The organism is Frankia sp. Cppng1_Ct_nod (assembly GCF_920656135.1).
Lineage (GTDB): Bacteria > Actinomycetota > Actinomycetes > Frankiales > Frankiaceae > Protofrankia > Protofrankia meridionalis.
This window is the reverse complement of the sequence record NZ_CAKKTK010000044.1, coordinates 1-17,936: the sequence shown is the minus strand read 5'-3', so window position 1 is coordinate 17,936 and position 17,936 is coordinate 1. Positions and strand designations below refer to the sequence as shown.

Below are 17,936 nucleotides of genomic sequence, written 5' to 3'. Positions count from 1 at the left end.
GCCCGTAACCGGTGGCCTCGGGGAGCTTCGCGTCACTGGCGGGGTCAAGACGCCACTCGAGTACATTCCGCTCGACGATCAACGCGCCCGGGATCTCTCCCTCGGTCGCGCGCTGCGCGGCCGGGCGGATGTCACGGAGGTCACCAGTTCACCGGGGCCTGCTCGCGGCCTACCTCGACCAGTCCACTCTGCGGATCCAGGGCATCGTCGCATGAACTCCAACGCCGGCGCGTAGACGTGGATACTGACCGCCGGGACCGCGCCGGAGTTTCTGATCTCGTGGACGTGGGCCGGCCCGAAGGAGCAGACCCGGCCGCTGGGCAGCACGGTCAGCCTGCGCGCTCGGGACCAGCCTGCGGTGACCGTCCGTTCGGTCAGGACGCCGGACACAACGCGCTGGCGACCCGCACGTAGTCGACGTGTGGGCGGCGGAGTGGACTGGGCCAAAGACGACCACGCCGTCGCGGTCGTCGACGCCGACGCCGTAATCCGGCCCCACCCTTCCCGGCAATACATCACCAATATGGTCGGGAAAGTTGACATTCCTGCCCGGCGGGCGCAAGGTCGAAGGTGTGAAGCATCGTCGTTGCTCGGCGTGGCTTGTCACACGGGCTCACATCGACCTCCTGCGGGTCGCTTCCGCCACCTGTCTGCGCTCCACGGCCTGAGTCAACGCAGCAGCCGCCGGCGTGCACGTCCCGCCTGCGGATATGGCTGCCGCTCATCTCGTCGGACCACGTCGCACCCGAGGGCGACGTGCAGATATCGATCCTCCCCGCCGGTATGCCGCCGCTGGACCATGTCCGCCGCGGCCGGCCAGGATGCACGACAGGAGAGACCTGTGACCACTGCCTCCCGCACGGTTAACTATGCCTTCCGAGGCCTCGAAGACGCCAGCGGTTCCCCACACGCCGACGCCGGCCACCCGCCCGTGGACCGGCTTCTCCCCCGGCTGACCCGCAACGTATCCCCAGCCGCCCGGACGTCCGTTGCCCTGCTCACCGGACGGCACGAGACATCGGAACGCTTCGAGTCCCTGGCGATCAGACTCGCCAGGGACGGCCACGCCGTCGCGATCGCGAGACCCGGAGGCGACACGGCCACAGCACTCGGCGAGATGCGCAAACCGGACGTGCCGTTCATCCTTCTCGGTTCGGACACCGGCGCGCTGCGGGCGCTCACCCTCGCCGGCTCGCCGGCGCTGCGGGCCGACGGGCTCATCCTCCTCGGCCTGCCACTTCTGCACCGGCCTGTGTCCGGCGAGCCGCTGACCGAATCGCCTCCACGGGCCCTGCCTGACATGCCGATCCTGCTCATCCACGGTCACGACGACCAGATCAGCCCACTCCCGCTGATCCGCATGCTGACCCGGACCGCGCCCCGAGCGGAGCTGGCGGTCGTGCCCGGCGGCCACAGCGTCCTGCACGACGACGGCCACCGCTGGGCGGCCGCGCGGATACTCGTCTTCCTCGAGGCGCTCATCCATGCCGGACACACCCCACACTGACCGCACCCCGACACTGACATCGTGGGCATCGTGGAGCCGGCGCAACCCGTGGCGATCCGTCCGGTGGTGTGGACGGGGTGGGCGCTGCGTCTGCTCGACCAGACGGCCCTGCCCGCCCGGTTGGTTCACATCGACATCGCAGCGTCGACGACGTTGCCGACGAACAGGTGGACCAGGCTCCGCCGGGCCCGTTGATCCCCGAACAGGATCTCCGCCTGGGCGAGGGCGCGCGCATGGCCGTCCACGTAAACCGGCAGGCTCGTCGCCGTGGCCAGCACCTTGCGGACCGGGACGTCGCGCCAGCCGAGCGGCTGGCGCTCGACAACGACCCCACGTTGCGGATCCACCCGGCCGCCGGTGACCACGCCCAGGCCGAGCACGGCCCGCAGGACAGCCGCCGCGGGACCGGCGGTGTGTCGCGTCGGGATCGCGGGTTCATGAAGCAGGCGGACGCCCCCCCGGCACCCACGCCCTGCTCGGGGCGACGTTCGGCCCGTGGAGCTCCATACCTGTGACGGTCACGATTCTCCTTGATCAATCGTTCGGGATACTCAGCTGGCGAGGAACGGCTGCCCGGTGACGAGTTCGGACTGCTTCCCGTCGACACCGACGGGAATGTCACCGACGAGCGTGACCCGGTACAGCACCCGGTCGAAGTCGAGATGACTGAGATCGGACGGCCCGAGATGCGCGGTAGCCCGGTTGTCCCAGAACGCGACGTCTCCCGGCTGCCACCGGAACCGCACCGTGTACTCCGGACGGGACACCTCCTCATAGAAAAGCTCGAGCAGCCTGCGGCTCTGCCGGGACGAAAATCCGATGATCTCGTTCTCGCCCGCGGTAAAACTCGGGCTGACGAACAGGGCCCGCTCACCGGTCTCGGGATGGACCCGCACCACCGGGTGGATCGCCACCAGCGGCTCGGCGGCGACCCTCCTCGCATAGTCCGAATCGGCGGCGAACAACCTGCGGTTCCCACCAAACCGGCCACGGCACCCATGGTCCGGTCCCCCTCAGAGGCGAGTCAACGTTTAGCAGCGCAGTGAAAATAATTGGGCCGCAGTGCTCCCCGGGTGGATGACCACAGCGGCGGTCAAGAAAGCGTCGCGCCCCCGCGGTATCGGGCAGGTCACGTCGATCCTGCAACGGGTTGACAATCCATCATCTCGACCGACATAGTCGGCAACGTGCTAAACAGGCGATTCTCGGTCCGGCGGACGGTGGACCATGTCCACGTCGCCAGCGATCTCTGTCGCCTCTGACCCGGCCTGCCGATCCCGAGGCGTTCGTGGTGGACACACCTGTAGATCTTTGGGCCTGCGATCCTCGGGCCTCCGGGCGCACGAAAAGCTTCATGATCATATGCCTTCCGACCGGCCGCTCACCTGGCCCGTAAATGCCTTCTCACCGTCAATGGCGACGGGGTCTACCCAGTCCGACAGGCTGACGGCTGTCTGACGGTCACCGGACGTTCAGCGCGGTCGAAGCCGGCCCGGCGATGGGCCGGCCACGCCATGGCCTTCCTGCCGGGGTTACACATCCGTGCTGACGGCTGCGCTTACCCCTTCTCGATATTTCTCCGGTCGTCACGCAGACGACACTGCGACCTCGCGGCGACCCACCCGTTCCCACCACCCGTTCCCACCGCCCGCTCCCCGGACCCTGCCGGCGACCCGTACAGACAGTTCACCCGCCCTCATGTTGAAGGACGCACCATGTTTCGCACCATCCGCAGGAAATCCAAGACTCTCGGAGCCGCCGCAGCCCTGGCCGTGACGGCGCCGGCGGTTCCAGCTCGGGCCCGGAGCGGTCACCCCCGCCGAGCTCGCCGCCGACCTCGGCTATCTCGGCCCGATCACTCTCAAGTGGATCGGGAACACCATCAGCGGCCCGCAGGACATCCAGGCCACCGTCAGCGGGGTCAGGAGTGTCGACCCGTTGCCCATCAAGTCCGCACGGTCGATGGACCTGTCATCACTACAGTTGTTCCAGAAGGTTATTCTGCCCGCTGCCGTCCCGACCGTTTTCACCGGCATCCGCCTCGCCGGGGCGTACGCGATCCTGGTGCTCATCGCCGCGGAGCTGGTCGGCGCGAAAGCGGGTCTCGGCTATCTTATCAGCTACGCGCAGTCCAACTTCGCCATACATGCGATGTATGCAGGGATCATCACCATCTCGGTGATCGTCCTGGGTATCAACCAGCTTCTCCTGGCCGTGGAACGATACTTCTCCCGCTGGCGCGTCGCACCCAATTCCTGAAAGCGCGAGCGCCGCGGGCTCCCCTGACCAGCAGGCCGCCGAGAGGCGACAGCTCAAGAGCCAACAACACAAGAATCGAGAGCAGATGAGCGACCGCCCCCGCCGGCTACATCTCAATGCCTTCCTCATGCATGTCGGGCACCATGAGGCGGCCTGGCGGCACCCGGCCGTCGAACCCGAACGCGACGGATCCGTCGACCATTACATCCGCATGGCCCAGCTCGCCGAGCGCGGCAAGCTCGACTCGATCTTCCTGGCCGACGGCCTCGCCCTGTGGAACAACGTGCGGTACAACTTCGCCGGCCGGTTCGAACCGTTGACCCTGTTGTCCGCGCTAGCCGTGGCGACCAGCCGGATCGGGCTGGTCGCCACGGTTTCCACGACCTACAACGAGCCCTTCCATGTGGCCCGCAAATTCGCCTCGTTGGATCATCTGAGCGGCGGTCGCGCAGGCTGGAACATCGTGACCTCGGGGCAGGAGGACGAAGCGCGTAATTTCAACGCGGAGGCGCATCTGGAGCACCACCTCCGCTATCAGCGCGCGGCCGAGTTCCTCGATGTGACGCGTGCTCTGTGGGACAGCTGGCAGGACGACGCCCTCGTGTACGACAAGCGGTCCGGGCTGTATGCCGACACGGACCGTATCCACCCGGTCAACCACACCGGCCGGTACTTCTCAGTGGCCGGGCCGCTGAATGTGCCGCGCCCCCCACAGGGCCATCCGCTGCTCGTACAGGCCGGTTCCTCCGAAGACGGCAAGGAATTTGCCGCACGGTATGCCGAGGCGGTCTTCACCGCACAGCAGACCCTGGCGGACGGCCAGGCGTTCTACGCAGATCTGAAAAAGCGCGCCGTTCGCCACGGCCGCTCGCCGGACAGCATCAAGATCCTACCCGGCATCGCGGCCATCCTCGGCTCCACCGAGCAGGAGGCGAAACAGCGGGAAGCCGAACTGAACGGTCTGATCGTACCGGAATACGGGCTCAGTCAGCTGTCGAAGATGGTCGGCATCGACCTTTTCGACCAGCCGATCGACGGCCTGCTGCCGGCGGAGCTGCCGAGTGTCGACGACATCAACGGCAACAAGAGCCGCTTCACCCTCGTCGTGGAACTGGCCCGCCGGGAGAACCTCACGATACGCCAGCTGCTGACCCAGCTCGCCGCCGGCCGCGGTCATCGCGTTTTCGCCGGCACCCCGGAACAGGTGGCCGACCAGCTCGAACAATGGTTCACGGCCGGCGCCGCCGACGGTTTCAACGTGATGCCTCCCTACCTGCCCGGCGCGCTGGAGGATTTCGTCGAACAGGTGGTCCCCATCCTGCAACAGCGCGGACTGTTCCGGACCGAATACACCGGAAAGACACTGCGCGAGCATTACGGGCTCGAGCGTCCGCCCGGCCTCGTCCGCCCGGCCTCGTCAGCCCGGTACCGGCCGGGGCGGCAGCCGGATGAGATCGCAGAGGTGAGCCCGGACAGATCGGAGAGGTGAGCATTGTGTCCAGGCGCCGTGCAACGCCCGCCGTCGTTCCCGGCGAGGTCGATGTTCTCGTGCTCGGCGGCGGTCCGGCCGGGACCTGGGCCGCGCTGGAAGCGGCGACACGCGGGCAGCGTGTGGCGCTCGCGGACAAAGGCTACTGCGGCACCAGTGGCTCCACGGCGGCCGCCGGGAACAACCTGTGGTACGTGCCGCCTGTCGGGTCGGCCCGGCAGGACGCCATTGCCGCCCGTGAGGTGGCCGGCGGCCATCTCACGGAGCGGCAATGGATGGAGCGCGTTCTCGAGCGCACCTGGGATGCCGTCCAGACCCTAGCCGACTGGGGCTACCCCTTCCCGGTAGCCGACAACGGTGAGCAACGCCGGAACAGCCTTCAGGGACCGGAGTACATGCGGTTGATGCGCCGCCGGGTCCGGCGTGCCGGCGTGGTCATTCTCGATCATTCGCCAGCCCTCGAGCTCCTGGTCGATCCCGATAGTGTCGTGACCGGCGCCGCCGGCATCCAGCGGCAACGCGCAGGCACGCGATGGGCGGTCCGGGCCGGTGCCGTGGTCCTGGCGACGGGCGGTTGCGCGTTCCTGTCCGGCGCGCTCGGGCTCAACGTGGACACCGGCGACGGCGCGCTGATGGCGGCCGAGGTCGGCGCGGAACTGTCCGGGATGGAGTTCTCCTGCCAGTACGGCATCGCCCCTGCATTCGGCGCGCAGACGAAAGGCCTGATGTACCAGTTCGCTGCGTTCACCGATGCCGAGGGGGCCGAGCTGGCAGGCGGTCTCTTCCCGTCCGGTCTTCTCGACGTGCAGCGAGCGGCACTGCGCACACAGGTGTACGCCCGGCTTGAGCGGGCCGAGCCCCAGATACGGCAGGCGATGCGCTGGTCCCAGCCGAACTTCTTCCTGCCGTTCGACAAGATGGGCATCGACCCGTTCACGCAGCGCTTCCCGATCAGGTTCGTCCTTGAGGGCACGGTCCGCGGCACCGGCGGGCTGCGCCTGGTCGACGACGAGTGCGCGACCACCGTCCCCGGGCTGTTCGCGGCCGGTGACGCCGCATCGCGTGAACCGGTCACCGGCGCGATCAGTGGCGGTGGCAGCCACAACGGTTCCTGGGCGATCTCGTCGGGCGGCTGGGCAGGAGCAGCGGCAGCCCGGTTCGCCGCAGGCCGGCCGACCGGTTGGTCGACGGCGCCGTTGCGGCCCGCGGGCGGACCGGGGCTGCGGCCCCGCGGCCACCACATCGTCGGCCCGCGGGCCGACGATGTGGTGGCCGCTCTGCAGAGCCGGGTACTCCCGCTGGAGCACAACAGGTTCAGGACGGAGCAGAGTCTCCGGGACTCCCTGGCCGTCCTCGACTCACTGTGGTCCGCCGTCGTCGATGGACTCGCCCCCGACAGCAGCGATGCGCATGCCGTCGTCCGGAGTCGCGAGGCCGCGGCGATGCTGGCACATGCGCGATGGATGTACCGCAGTGCATTGTCCCGGCCGGAGACCCGCGGGGTTCAGGTCCGGGACGACCATCCGGACACGGACCCGGCACTGGTCCACCGGATCCGCGTCGGCGGCCTCGACCGCGTTTGGACGGCGGTCGGTGAAGCCCGTCCCGACACGCATCCGCAGGCCCGTGTCCCTGGTGCGCTCGCGCAGATGGCGGCGTCGTGATCGAGGTAATTAGCGACAGTCGGTGCATCGACTGCAACATCTGCGTCGAGGTGTGCCCGACGGACGTCTTCGAGGCGGTCGACGGCGGCCATCCTGTGATCGCCAGGCAGTCGGACTGCCAGACCTGTTTCATGTGCGAGGCCAACTGCCCCGCCGACGCCCTCTTCGTATCGCCGCTGGCCGGCCCGGCACCAGCCGGGTCCCCACTGACCGATGAGACTTTTCTCGCGTCCCAGGGCCGGTTCGGGGAGTACCGGCGGTGGCTCGGTTGGGGCTACGGCCGCAGGCCCGGCAGCCTCCAAGATCGGAACTACGTCTTCGTCGAACGGATCCGTCGAGCGGCGGAGGTCGGTGAGGTCGGTGAGGTCGGTGAGACCAATGGCCAACCGCGCCCGCCCGGACACGTCCCGCATCCAGGTTCATGATCCTTATTTCAGCTGTCGGGGTACCTGTTGCGGGATGCGATGTTCCTCGGTGCGCAGTTCGTGTGCACCATCCGGCCGGGACGCCTCGTAGTACAACCGGACACCCCCATCCGGAAGATCCACGATGCTGACGTAACGCAGCGCACCGTCACCGTGGGGAGACGCGGCCACCGGGCTGTCGCCGACCGGATCGAAACGCTCGACGGTGGTGCCGACGGCGAGGCCCGTGCGCTCCGCCCAGTTCTCCGCTGCGCTGGCCCGTCCGTCATAGAAGGCGACCGGCTGCGCACCGTGTGCAAGCACGGCGGTGATCCGGACACCGCGTCCGTCCCAGGCGCCGGGACGGGGGGACAGTGCCGTGCCGCGCCACCGCCATGACAGCCCATCGGCGCTCGTGGCGTGGCGACTGTCCATCCGGTCGGTTGCGTCAGGGTCGTCGAGCAGATGGCAGGACGCCCACAGATGCCACTCGCCGTCCAACAGGGCCACGACCGGGTCCTTGACCGCGGTATGAGCGTCGCCGGGCAGCACGGTACGGCGGCGCTCGGGGTTGAAGCCGGCGGGCGTGTCCGCCTCGAGGACATCAACCCACCAGTGCGGGCTGTCCGGGGTCGCGCAGCTCACGTACAACCGCCAGGTTCCCTGCGGCGTCAGCACCAACGCCGGACGCTCAAGTGACTCGGCGCCGAACGGTTCCCGACGAATGGTGGCGATCTCGGTGAAATGCTCGCCGTCAGACGACCGGGCGATCACCACGGCGTACCCGCGGCCGCGGCCGATCGGCCGTCGAAGCCGGTAGGCGAGGTAGAAGGTGCCGTCCACCAGCAGTGCACTCGGCGCCCCCGCCCAGAAGCCCGGTCCGTCACCGGGGGGAGGGACGGCGGTCGCCGCCGACTCTGTTCGTGGCAGCGACACATTCGGCACGGTTCGCTGGGTCGGGTACGTCACCACGCCGCGAAGCCTACTGTCTTGGTAAACAAAGTGTGCGGGTTCGCTGGCCGCTGTCACCGGTATTTGTAATCATCTCGATCGATCTGGTCGACTATGGACGAGCGGTTGGCATGCGTGCTCTACTGAAACCTCCCGGGCGCGGCGCTGCGCCCGAACGGCTGGCCAGCTGTCGACCTGGTCCGGTCGCTTGCGCCCACCGGCTCCCCACCGGCTCCCCAGCCGCTACACACCCGGTTCGGTCCCAGTTCGGTTCTGCGCGCGGGGCTTTGCGTCCCGTACGCCGTCCTGCCTCTCCACGTCCCGTCGTTGCGGTCGCCGCTGCCCGCTGCCCGACGCGACACCAAAAGATTTTACTGAGAGTGATGACATAGGAGCTTTTCCGTCGATGCCTCTCCCGGACTTCCTCGTCATCGGTGTGCCAAAGGCCGGCACCACCGCGCTCCACGCCACACTGACCCGCCACCCGCAGCTGTTCCTGCCCTCAGTCAAGGAACCGAAGTTCTTCCTGTCCGACGGGCCACCACCCGCACAGGGCGGCCCGGGCGACGCCCAGACCTACCAGGAACACGTCTGGCAGCGGGCCGAATACGAGGCGCTGTTCGACCCCGCGCCCGACGGCGCGCTGCGCGGTGAGGCCACGCCGTTCTACCTCTACGACCTCGACGCGCAGAACCGCATCGAACGGATCGTTCCCAAGGCGAAGCTCATCGTCCTGCTGCGCAACCCCGTCGACCGGGCACACTCGAACTGGACGCATCTGTGGGCCGCAGGCCTCGAACCCGAACGGGATTTCATCCGTGCCTGCGCCCTCGAGGAACGCCGCAGAGCCGACGGATGGGCACACTTCTGGCACTATGTCTCGCAAGGACTTTATGGCCAGCAACTCGACCACCTGTTCCGACGGTTCTCCCAGGAGCAGGTGCTGCTGCTGCGCTACCGGGACCTGCGCGACTCGCCGGTTCCCACGCTGGACCGGGTGTGCGAATTCCTCGGCGTCGAAACCGGCCTGCTCGACGCGGTGCCGTCCGAGAACGTCACGCCCTTCGTCGCCGACACCCGCACCAACGCGGTACTGCGTGCACTGCTGCGTAACGGCGGAAAGATCGGTCAGCACTTCCCCGTGCCGCTGCGCAAGGCGGCCCGGGGACCACTGCTGACCGTGCTGCAGCGCAAGCGAGGAGGCCGACCGCAACTCACCCCCGAGCAACGACACGCCGTCCTGCCCTACTTCGTCGAGGACATCGCCCGGCTCGAACAGGTCACCGGCCTGTCCTACGCGGACTGGCTGACCGTGGGCCAGGAACCCGACGTCATCGACTAGGCCAAAGACGGCGCGGTCATGGTCCTCGCGCGCCCCCGGAGGCCCAAACCCCGGACTCACTGAACGGTGTCGCATGCCCTCCACAGGCCCTGTCCCGCTGTCGGTGCTCGACCTCGCCCCGCTGAGCTCCGGGACGAGCGCCGCCGACGCGCTGCGCAACACGATCGACCTTGCCCGGCACGCGGAGAGGTTCGGCTATGCCCGGTACTGGCTCGCTGAGCACCACCTGACCCCAGGTGTCGCCTCGGCCGCACCCGCCGTCCTGATCGCCCTGGTCGCCGACGCCACGCGGCGCATCCGGGTCGGCTCCGGAGCGGTGCAGACGGGCCACCATACGCCTCTTGTCATCGCCGAACAGTTCGGGACGATCGCGCACATCCACCCCGGACGTATCGACCTCGGTCTGGGACGCTCCAGCGCGCGCAGGGTGGGAGAGCGGGCCACCGGATCCGCCGCAGGGCCGTCGGCGGGGCGCGGCGGTACGGCCACCGCCACCGCCGAACCCTCTGTGATCAACGGTCTGCTGATCCCGGCACCGCCGAAGGTCATGTTCAATCGTGAAAACCTCCGCCGACAGATGGACCTCGTCGGGTACCGGGACGGCGCCGACGAGGACTACACCGACCAGGTCCGCGACATCCAGGCGTTCATCCGCGGCGAGTACCGCACACCGGACGGCGTCCACCTGTGCTCACCGACCGCCGAGGGCGCCGACCTACAGCTGTGGATCCTGGCCGCGAGCGCCGGCGACAGCGCGCGGACCGCGGGCGAACTGGGACTTCCGCTGGCTGCCAATTACCACGTCGTGCCGTCCACCGTGCTCGACACGGTTGCGGCATACCGGGCCACATTCCAGCCGTCCGAGACGCTGGATGGCCAAAGACGGCGCGATCATGCTCTTTCCGCGCCGCCGGAAGCCAAAGTCCGTGGATCACTGACAGCGCCACACGTCATGGTCTCCGCGGACGTCGTCGTCGCCGACGACGACGAGACCGCCCGCCAGTTGGCAAGTGGATACGGACCGTGGGTAGCCAGCATCCGCACCGGCGATGGCGCGGTCCCCTACCCCACACCCGCCGAGGCGGCGGCCTACCCGTGGACGGAGCAGAGCCGCGCACTGGTCGCCGACCGGCTCGACACCCAGTTCGTCGGTTCGCCGGAAACTGTCGTCCGGAGGCTGCGCACGCTGCGTGACGCAACCGGAGCCGACGAGCTGCTCATCACCACGATCACTCACGACCACGCCGACCGGGTCCGGTCCTACGAGCTACTCGCCGAAGCATGGGCGCGCTCAGCGCCCGTGCCACCGTCAGCGCACGTACCCGACGCCCGTCGCCCCTAGATCAGCCCCTGTGCTGTCCGAGCGTGTGGTCCGAGCCGGAAGAGAGCCGATGAGCACACCGCCGCCCCTGCACCTCGCCGCCGCACTGGACGGCACCGGCTGGCATCCTGCAGCCTGGCGCGAGCCGGACGCCCGCGCCGACGAGTTGTTCATCGCACGTTACTGGACCGACCTGGTGCGTGAAGCCGAGCGTGGTCTGCTCGACTTCGTGACCATCGAGGACTCGCTGTCCTGGCAGTCATCGCGGTTCGACGGGCGGCCCGACGGCCGGACGGACCGGGTGCGCGGACGCCTCGACGCCGTCCTGATCGCCGCACGGGTCGCTCCGCACACCAGCCGCGTCGGGCTCGTCCCGACGGTGCGGGTCACCCCTACCGAGCCTTTCCACATCGCCAAGGCGATCGCCACTCTCGACTACGTCAGTATGGGTCGCGCCGGATGGCGGGTCCAGGTCTCGGCGAGCCGGGCCGAGGCCGGCCATTTCGGCCGGCGTGACTTCCCCGCATTCCGGTTCGCCGACCACGACCAGCCTCCGATCGCCGAGCTGATCAGGGATCTGTTCGACGAGGCCGCCGACTACGTGGAGGTGGTACGCCGCCTGTGGGACAGCTGGGAGGACGACGCCGAGATCCGCGACGCGGCGACCGGGCGGTTCATCGACCGGGACAAGCTGCACTACATCGACTTCGTGGGGAAAGGGTTCAGCGTCCGTGGTCCGTCGATCACCCCGCGCCCGCCACAGGGCCAGCCGCTGGTCACCGCCCTGGCGCATGCCACCGTCCCGTACCGGTTGGCCGCACGTGCGGCCGACGTGGTGTACGTCACGCCGCAGGACGCCGAGCAGGTACGCGGCATCGAACAGGAGGTCCGCGCGGAGCAGGCCGCCGCAGGCCGGGCGGACGAGCCGCTGCACATCTTCGGCGACCTGGTCGTCTTCCTGGACGTCGATCCGGGGCGGGCGGCCGACCGCAGGGGCCGGCTGGACTCTCTCGCCGGCGCCGGGTACGCCTCAGACGCGCTCATCTTCACCGGGACGCCACCTGAACTGGCCGATCTGCTGCAGGAGTGGCAGCAGGCCGGCCTGACCGGATTCCGACTGCGTCCCGCCGCCATCCCCCATGATCTGGAAGCGATCACCCGTCTGCTCGTGCCGGAGCTCGCGCGCCGCGGAGCCTTCCGCGATGAGTACGAGGCGGACACGCTGCTCGGTCTGCTCGGTCTGCCCCGGCCCGCGAACCGCTACGCCACCGTCTGACAGCGCCTGCCCTGCCTGTCGGCTGGCTGTCGCCGACTGATGCATGAGGACGACCTGCGAGGAGCCGTGATGAGCAGACCACGCAAGCAGATCCATCTGGCCGCACACTTCCCTGGCGTCAACAACACGACCGTGTGGAGCGATCCGCGGTCGGGCAGCCACATCGAGTTCAGCTCGTTCGTGCATTTCGCGCGGACGGCCGAGCGGGCGAAGTTCGACTTCCTCTTCCTGGCCGAAGGGCTGCGCCTGCGTGAACAGGCCGGCCGCATCTACGACCTGGACGTGGTCGGCCGTCCGGACACGTTCACCGTGCTCACCGCGTTGGCCGCCGTCACCGACCGGCTGGGGCTCGCCGGCACCATCAACTCCACCTTCAACGAGCCCTATGAGGTCGCCCGCCAGTTCGCCAGTCTCGACCACCTCTCCGGCGGGCGGGCCGCGTGGAACGTCGTCACCTCATGGGACGCGTTCACCGGGGAGAATTTCCGCCGCGGCGGATTCCTGCATGAAGATCAACGCTATGAGCGGGCCGAGCTGTTCCTGCGGGCGGCGTGGGAACTGTTCGACTCCTGGCGCGGCGACGAGATCGTCGCCGACAAGGAGTCGGGGGTCTTCATCAACGACGCGTCCGCGGGCGCGTTCGAGCATCACGACGCGCATTTCGACATCGTCGGCCAGTTCAATGTGCCCCGCAGTCCGCAGGGCCGTCCAGTGATCTTCCAGGCTGGCGACTCGGATGCGGGCCGCGAATTCGCCGCGGCGACAGCTGACGCGATCTTCAGCCGGCACAGCACATTCGAAGCGGGCAAGGCGTTCTACGCCGACGTCAAGGGCCGGCTGGCGCGTTACGGCCGGACCCCGAAGGAGCTGCTCGTGTTCCCGGCCGCCACCTTCGTGCTCGGCGACACCGACGACGAGGCCCACGAACACGCCGCCGTCGTCCGCCACCAGCAGGTCAGCGGGCAGACCGCGATCCGGTTCCTCGAGCAGGTGTGGAACCGCGACCTCAGCTCCTACGACCCGGACGGCCCACTACCCGAGATCGACCCCGGGCCGGGCGAGAACACCATCGCGCGGGGCCGCGCCAGCGTACGGATGTTCTCCGATCCGCTCGCGGTGGCGAAACAGTGGCGTGAGCTGGCCGAAGCGAAGAAACTCTCCATCCGCGAGCTGGTCATCGAGGTCAGCGGAAAGCAGTCGTTCATCGGCACGCCGGCCACCGTCGCCGAAACGATCAACAGATTCGTGCAGGAGGACGCCAGCGACGGGTTCATTCTCGTCCCGCACATCACACCCGGCGGCCTGGACGAGTTCGCTGACAAGGTCGTGCCGCTGCTACAGGAACGCGACGTGTTCCGCAGCGAATACGAGGGGTCCACCCTACGGGATCATCTCGGTCTGCCGCTTCCCGGCGGAGCAGCCACAATCAGGCGGACCGCGTCCTGAGACTCCGACAAGATACGGGAGATGCAGATCGAGCCGTTCCGGATAGCCGTGCCCGAGGCCGATCTCGTCGACCTGCGCGCCGCAATCGGCTGACCAACTCCGCACCTCCACGCCCGCCAGCCGCGATCCACCGGCCGTGGAACATCGCGGTCACAGCGCGAGCCATCGGCATACAAACGTGGCCGGCCAGGGCGTGGAAGGCGCGACCAAGCCTTGCTCAGCGGGGGACGGAGGTGTGCTTGAACTCGTTGAGCTCGGGCCAGCCGGTCAGCAGGTCGACGACCCGTTCGACGGTACGGATCGCCCCGGCCGGGGCGCGGTGCATGAGCCGGACGAACACCGCCTGGTCACCGGCGATGAACGTGGGCACTCCCCACACGGTGTGGGATTGAGCGTACTGTTCGTGTTCGCTCTGGACGCGGCTCAGCGCCTCGCCGGAGTAGATCAGCGCGAACACCGCATGCTCGTCGACACCGTGCTCGCGCAGCACGCTTCCCACCACAACCGGGTCGTCCAACTTCAACGCATCGTCATGGCGGGCGGCGAACAGCGCCCGGTGTACGGCCGGGAACCGATCGGGGTACTCGTCGCGCACAACCACACCAGCCTGCAGCGCGAGAATCCCGTTGTCCTGCTCGGGCTTCTCCCACACGCTGGGCTGACCCTCCTCGACATGGACCTGGCCGAGCGAGAACGGCAGGAAAGCGACGCGCCAGTCAGCGCCGGCCGCGAGGCCCGTGAGCACGTGTTCGTGTGCATTACGGGCGAACGGGCAGCGGTAGTCCCAGGTGACGGCGAAAGAGAGGCTCATGAGCCTTGTCAACTTCCGGTGTGCGAACGGTTGTCCCCAACCGTGGTATATTTCCCAGCCCATGGTCTTTTGAGCCTTACTCGGCCGAACGTCGCCCGGGACCCGCGCGATGCGGTAGAGCACTAAGCGGTGAATCGGGGTCGCAGGGTGAGGCGCCCGGCACCGGCGCGGTCGGCGTCGCGGCGGCCCAGTCGGGCAACAGACGGTCGTCCGGGATCGGCGCCCATCCACCCGGCCCTCGCCCGTAGCGCCAGCGCGGTCCCCCGATGAGGTAGGCGTCGAGCGCATCCACGAGTCGGTCGATGTCAGCGACAGTCGACCCGATCCCGACGCTCGCCCGCAGCGCGCCTCCGGGCGCGCCGAGGCGTCCGAGCAGTGGATGCGCGCAGAACCGGCCCGCCCGCACGCTGACACCGTGCTCTGCGGAAAGGTACGCGGCGGCCGCGTCGGGGTCGTGACCGGCGAGCGTGAACGCCACCACCCCGACCGGCCACGCCTCCCGCCCACCAGTAGCGCCGTCGGTGGCAGTGGCGGTGCCGCCCGGCCATAGCCGTAGCACGCGCACACCCGGCAGCGCGGCAAGCCCGCTCTCCAGCCGGGCGCGCAGGGCCTCGTCATGCGCGGCGAGCGCACCGGCCGGCAGGCCGGCGAGAGCCCGGCAGGCAGCCGCGAGCGCCACGGCACCGGGTAGGTTGGGCGTGCCCGCCTCATGCCGCGCAGGCGTATCCGCCCAGCTCACAGACTCAGACGTGACCTCCTGCACGGCGCCGCCGCCGGCCAGGTACGCCGGCGCCGCATCCAGCCAGTCCCGCCGGCCGACGAGCACGCCCGCCCCGAACGGGGCATACAGTTTGTGCCCGGACAGCGCCAGGTAGTCGACGCCGAGCGCGGCCAGATCAACCCGACGGTGCGGAGCCAGCTGGGCGGCGTCGACGAACAGCCGGGCACCCGCGCCGCGCGCGATCCGCGCCAGCTCCGCAAGCGGCAGCCGCTCCCCGGTGACGTTGGAGGCACCGGTCACCGCGAGCAGCGCGGTCGGCTCCTCCCCCAGCGTGTCGGCGAGCGCGTCGAGGGTCTCCTGCGGCGTCGAGCACACCGGCACCACCCGACGCCGCTCCGCCGACCAGGGCAGCAGGTTCGCATGGTGCTCGAGGTCGAGCACCACCACCCGGCCGGGACCGTCGCCTGCGTGCGCGACGCAGTGCGCGAGCAGGTTCACCGCGTCGGTCGTGTTGCGGGTGAACACCACGCTGTCGTCAGAGCGGGCGCCGAGGAAGCCGCCCACCTCCGTGCGGGCACTCTCGTACAGCGCCGTGCACACCTGTGAGGCCAACCCGGCCCCACGGTGCACGCTCGCCGAGTAGGGCAACAGCCGCAGCACCTGCTCGGCCGCCGCGACAAGGCTGGGGCGCTCGCCGCATAGTCGAGGTTGACGTGGCGCGTCCGGCCGCCGCCGACCAGCGGAACACCCAGATCGGCGCCGACGACTGGCAACAGCGGGGCCAGCCCAACCGTAGCCGGCACGCAGCCGCCCGCCGCCTCGCCGCCCGACGTGCCCGCACACCCCCCGCTCGCACCGTCCGGCCCGCCGGACGCGGTCTGATCGGCAGGGTGATCCAGGACAGACTGAAAGAACGCCACGACGTGACTCCTCGGGTCCACGGGACCCGGTGAGGGTCCGCACTTGCCGCGCCGGACACCCGGACACGGCCTGGTCTCAGCCCGGGAGGCACCCCGCCGCGGAGGAGGGTTGCCGGCCAGCAAGCCCGGACTTGACGCTGGCGCTCTTGACCTGGTCGAACGCAATCTGTTGGGGCAATGACATCGTCTGCGGTCGCGCTCCGCGACACCCAGGCGGCGTGCAGCACTGGTACAGCTTCTCCACCGGTGCGGTGGCGGGTGGCCTTGGAGGCGGCCCCGGTGACGGGCCCCCGTGCCGGCGGCAGTCATCGGCTCGGCGCCGCCCACGATTCGACGCTGATCGGGGGTGTCACCAGGTCGGGAGTGAGTTCGTCCAGGTCGCGGGCGCCGACAAGGGTCATCGCGTGGTGCAGTTCGTCGGTGATGGTCTGGAGCAGCCGGCAGACGCCGTCGGCGCCGGCCGTGGACAGCGCCCACAGGACGGGCCGGCCGAGCAGGACGGCGCGGGCGCCGAGGGCGAGAGCGGCCAGGACGTGCAGGCCGCTGCGGATGCCGCCGTCGACGTAGGTCTCGGCGCCGGAACCCTGCAGCGCGTGGGCGATGCCGGGCAGGACGGTGGCGGTGGGGACGGCGGCGTCAAGCTGGCGGCCACCGTGGTTGCTGACGATGACCGCGCGGGCACCTGCCTGCACAGCGATCAGTGCGTCGTCGGGGCGCAGGATCCCCTTGACGACGATGGGCAGTCGCTGATTTCGCGCAGCCAGGCGATGTCGTCGAAGGTGAGGTCCCGGGCGAAGGTGACGTCGTGCAGCGCGGTGACTGCCAGGGGGCGGCCCCCATACCACATGCTGTGGGAGTCGGGGGCGGGGAAGGGGCGGTCGCCAAGCACCGGGGTGTCGACGGTGACCACGATGGCTGCCGCGCCCGCAGCTTCCGCCCGCGCCACCAGGTCCCGGGTGAGGGAGCGGTCGCGTAGTACGTAGACCTGCGCCCACCAGGGGGAACCGGTGTCGCGTATGTCGGTGTAGGGCTGGGCGGTGAAGCAGGAGACGCAGACCAGGGAACCGGCCCTGGCCGCACCGAGCGCGGTGGCGGCCTCGCCGGTGGCTTCGGCCAAGTGCTGCACGGCGGTCGGCGCGACGAGGACCGGGGTGGCGAGGTACGTGCCGAGAACGGTGGTCGCGGTACTGACGGTGGTGACGTCGCGCAGGACGCGTGGGCGGATGCGCAGGGCGTCCCAGGCGGGGGTCGCCTCGTCGCATGCGTGGTGGGTGCCCGCGCCCTGCCGGTAGTAGTTGTACACCTGGCGGGGCAGGTGTTCGGCGGCGCCCTGTTCGAGTTTGTCGATCCATCGGGCCACTGGTCGTCTCCGCTTCAAGTTGTTCAAACAGGCTCTGCGCTCAGATCGCCCGTCCGGGGTTGAGGATGCCGGCCGGATCAAAAAGCTGGCGCAGGCGTTGCTGCAGGTCGTGATTGCGCGCCCCCAGTTCCGCGCCGAGCCAGCGCCGCTTGAGCACCCCGATGCCGTGTTCGCCGGTCACCGTCCCGCCGAGGTCCGGGGCGGCACGCCCTGCCTGGTCGCCTCACGCAGCACGGCCTGGACATCCGAGATCTGACGGGCGAAGGCCACCCCGAGCGGCCTGCCCTGCGGATACCAACCGGAGCGGTCCAGCCGGTGGGCGTCGACAACGGCCGGATCCTCGCTCCACCGACCGTCGGGCAGGATCTCGGCGAACCGCGCGAGCTGCGTCGTTCGCGTGGATTGCTGCCCGAGTTGTGGGGGCTGTGGGGTCATTCGGCGCCGGTGGCGACGGGCCGGTCGGGG

General features: G+C 69.2%; 17 protein-coding genes, 3 pseudogenes and 1 riboswitch. Of the genes and pseudogenes, 12 read left to right on the top strand and 8 right to left on the bottom strand.

Features of this window, described 5'->3' with window-relative positions:
* The 3 genes from NBW77_RS22450 to NBW77_RS13725 form a co-directional block, all read left to right on the top strand.
* On the top strand, positions 1-235 hold a 235-nt coding region (locus tag NBW77_RS22450; RefSeq protein WP_349817014.1), incomplete at its 5' end, for a hypothetical protein.
* A gap of 337 nt (positions 236-572) precedes the next feature.
* On the top strand, positions 573-668 hold the full coding sequence (locus NBW77_RS22445; protein WP_349817013.1) for a putative leader peptide: 96 nt from the start codon (positions 573-575) through the stop codon (positions 666-668).
* A gap of 173 nt (positions 669-841) precedes the next feature.
* The gene (locus tag NBW77_RS13725) at positions 842-1,507 is read left to right on the top strand and encodes an alpha/beta hydrolase (protein WP_349817012.1); all 666 of its coding nucleotides are present in this window, start codon (positions 842-844) and stop codon (positions 1,505-1,507) included.
* Between the two features lie 125 nt (positions 1,508-1,632).
* Here the strand turns inward: NBW77_RS13725 and NBW77_RS13720 are convergent, their stop codons facing one another.
* A complete protein-coding gene (locus NBW77_RS13720; RefSeq protein ID WP_502799484.1) occupies positions 1,633-1,896 on the bottom strand; it encodes an ROK family protein in 264 nt (87 codons plus the stop codon).
* Between the two features lie 162 nt (positions 1,897-2,058).
* A pseudogene (locus NBW77_RS13715) lies at positions 2,059-2,436 on the bottom strand (TauD/TfdA dioxygenase family protein); the annotation flags it as partial.
* A gap of 1,009 nt (positions 2,437-3,445) precedes the next feature.
* Between NBW77_RS13715 and NBW77_RS13710 the strand changes: the two are divergent.
* The 4 genes from NBW77_RS13710 to NBW77_RS13695 all read left to right on the top strand — a co-directional run bounded on the left by NBW77_RS13710 (position 3,446) and on the right by NBW77_RS13695 (position 7,344).
* On the top strand, positions 3,446-3,766 hold the full coding sequence (locus NBW77_RS13710; protein ID WP_242605973.1) for an ABC transporter permease: 321 nt from the start codon (positions 3,446-3,448) through the stop codon (positions 3,764-3,766).
* Between the two features lie 85 nt (positions 3,767-3,851).
* A complete protein-coding gene (locus NBW77_RS13705) occupies positions 3,852-5,255 on the top strand; it encodes an LLM class flavin-dependent oxidoreductase (RefSeq protein ID WP_250279848.1) in 1,404 nt (467 codons plus the stop codon).
* A gap of 5 nt (positions 5,256-5,260) precedes the next feature.
* Positions 5,261-6,919 (top strand): FAD-dependent oxidoreductase, encoded by a 1,659-nt coding sequence (locus tag NBW77_RS13700; RefSeq protein ID WP_242605974.1) that lies wholly within the window; start codon positions 5,261-5,263, stop codon positions 6,917-6,919.
* Positions 6,916-7,344, top strand: coding sequence for a 4Fe-4S dicluster domain-containing protein (locus NBW77_RS13695; RefSeq protein ID WP_131747663.1), 429 nt, complete (start codon positions 6,916-6,918; stop codon positions 7,342-7,344). The genes NBW77_RS13700 and NBW77_RS13695 overlap by 4 nt, the downstream gene beginning before the upstream one ends.
* A gap of 3 nt (positions 7,345-7,347) precedes the next feature.
* Here the strand turns inward: NBW77_RS13695 and NBW77_RS13690 are convergent, their stop codons facing one another.
* Positions 7,348-8,295 (bottom strand): glycoside hydrolase family protein, encoded by a 948-nt coding sequence (locus NBW77_RS13690; RefSeq protein ID WP_131747664.1) that lies wholly within the window; start codon positions 8,293-8,295, stop codon positions 7,348-7,350.
* A gap of 385 nt (positions 8,296-8,680) precedes the next feature.
* On the opposite strand from NBW77_RS13690, the gene NBW77_RS13685 reads away from it, so the two are divergent.
* The 4 genes from NBW77_RS13685 to NBW77_RS13670 all read left to right on the top strand — a co-directional run bounded on the left by NBW77_RS13685 (position 8,681) and on the right by NBW77_RS13670 (position 13,659).
* Positions 8,681-9,616 carry a sulfotransferase family protein gene (locus NBW77_RS13685; RefSeq protein WP_131747665.1) on the top strand — a complete coding sequence of 312 codons (936 nt, stop codon included), beginning with the start codon at positions 8,681-8,683 and terminating at the stop codon, positions 9,614-9,616.
* Between the two features lie 73 nt (positions 9,617-9,689).
* On the top strand, positions 9,690-10,958 hold the full coding sequence (locus NBW77_RS13680; RefSeq protein WP_131747666.1) for an MsnO8 family LLM class oxidoreductase: 1,269 nt from the start codon (positions 9,690-9,692) through the stop codon (positions 10,956-10,958).
* A 49-nt stretch (positions 10,959-11,007) separates the two neighbouring features.
* Complete coding sequence (locus NBW77_RS13675; protein WP_131747667.1) at positions 11,008-12,213, top strand: LLM class flavin-dependent oxidoreductase; 1,206 nt, start codon at positions 11,008-11,010, stop codon at positions 12,211-12,213.
* Positions 12,214-12,282: 69 nt separating this feature from the next.
* Positions 12,283-13,659, top strand: coding sequence for an NtaA/DmoA family FMN-dependent monooxygenase (locus NBW77_RS13670; protein ID WP_250279847.1), 1,377 nt, complete (start codon positions 12,283-12,285; stop codon positions 13,657-13,659).
* A gap of 217 nt (positions 13,660-13,876) precedes the next feature.
* Here NBW77_RS13670 and NBW77_RS13665 read toward each other — a convergent pair whose 3' ends face one another.
* Both NBW77_RS13665 and NBW77_RS13660 read right to left on the bottom strand, forming a co-directional pair.
* Complete coding sequence (locus NBW77_RS13665) at positions 13,877-14,470, bottom strand: DsbA family protein (RefSeq protein ID WP_131747668.1); 594 nt, start codon at positions 14,468-14,470, stop codon at positions 13,877-13,879.
* A gap of 76 nt (positions 14,471-14,546) precedes the next feature.
* A complete protein-coding gene (locus tag NBW77_RS13660) occupies positions 14,547-15,851 on the bottom strand; it encodes an aminotransferase class V-fold PLP-dependent enzyme (RefSeq protein ID WP_250279846.1) in 1,305 nt (434 codons plus the stop codon).
* A gap of 53 nt (positions 15,852-15,904) precedes the next feature.
* On the opposite strand from NBW77_RS13660, the gene NBW77_RS13655 reads away from it, so the two are divergent.
* Positions 15,905-16,144, top strand: coding sequence for a hypothetical protein (locus tag NBW77_RS13655; protein WP_131747669.1), 240 nt, complete (start codon positions 15,905-15,907; stop codon positions 16,142-16,144).
* Between the two features lies 1 nt (position 16,145).
* Positions 16,146-16,263, bottom strand: a riboswitch (SAM riboswitch).
* A 153-nt stretch (positions 16,264-16,416) separates the two neighbouring features.
* Here the strand turns inward: NBW77_RS13655 and NBW77_RS13650 are convergent.
* From NBW77_RS13650 to NBW77_RS13640, 3 genes and pseudogenes are all read right to left on the bottom strand, one after another.
* Positions 16,417-17,414 (bottom strand): annotated as a pseudogene (locus NBW77_RS13650) (alpha-hydroxy acid oxidase).
* 97 nt (positions 17,415-17,511) lie between these two features.
* Positions 17,512-17,652, bottom strand: coding sequence for an FAD-binding oxidoreductase (locus NBW77_RS13645; protein WP_242605977.1), 141 nt, complete (start codon positions 17,650-17,652; stop codon positions 17,512-17,514).
* A pseudogene (locus NBW77_RS13640) lies at positions 17,649-17,936 on the bottom strand (FAD-binding oxidoreductase); the annotation flags it as partial. The pseudogene NBW77_RS13640 and the gene NBW77_RS13645, both read right to left, overlap by 4 nt.

Coding starts and splice junctions, on each gene's coding strand:
- NBW77_RS13705 (WP_250279848.1), top strand. CDS start 3,852: ATGAGCGACCGCCCCCGCCGGCTACATCTCAATGCCTTCCTCATGCAT.
- NBW77_RS13685 (WP_131747665.1), top strand. CDS start 8,681: ATGCCTCTCCCGGACTTCCTCGTCATCGGTGTGCCAAAGGCCGGCACC.
- NBW77_RS13680 (WP_131747666.1), top strand. CDS start 9,690: ATGCCCTCCACAGGCCCTGTCCCGCTGTCGGTGCTCGACCTCGCCCCG.
- NBW77_RS13675 (WP_131747667.1), top strand. CDS start 11,008: ATGAGCACACCGCCGCCCCTGCACCTCGCCGCCGCACTGGACGGCACC.
- NBW77_RS13670 (WP_250279847.1), top strand. CDS start 12,283: ATGAGCAGACCACGCAAGCAGATCCATCTGGCCGCACACTTCCCTGGC.
- NBW77_RS13665 (WP_131747668.1), bottom strand. CDS start 14,470: ATGAGCCTCTCTTTCGCCGTCACCTGGGACTACCGCTGCCCGTTCGCC.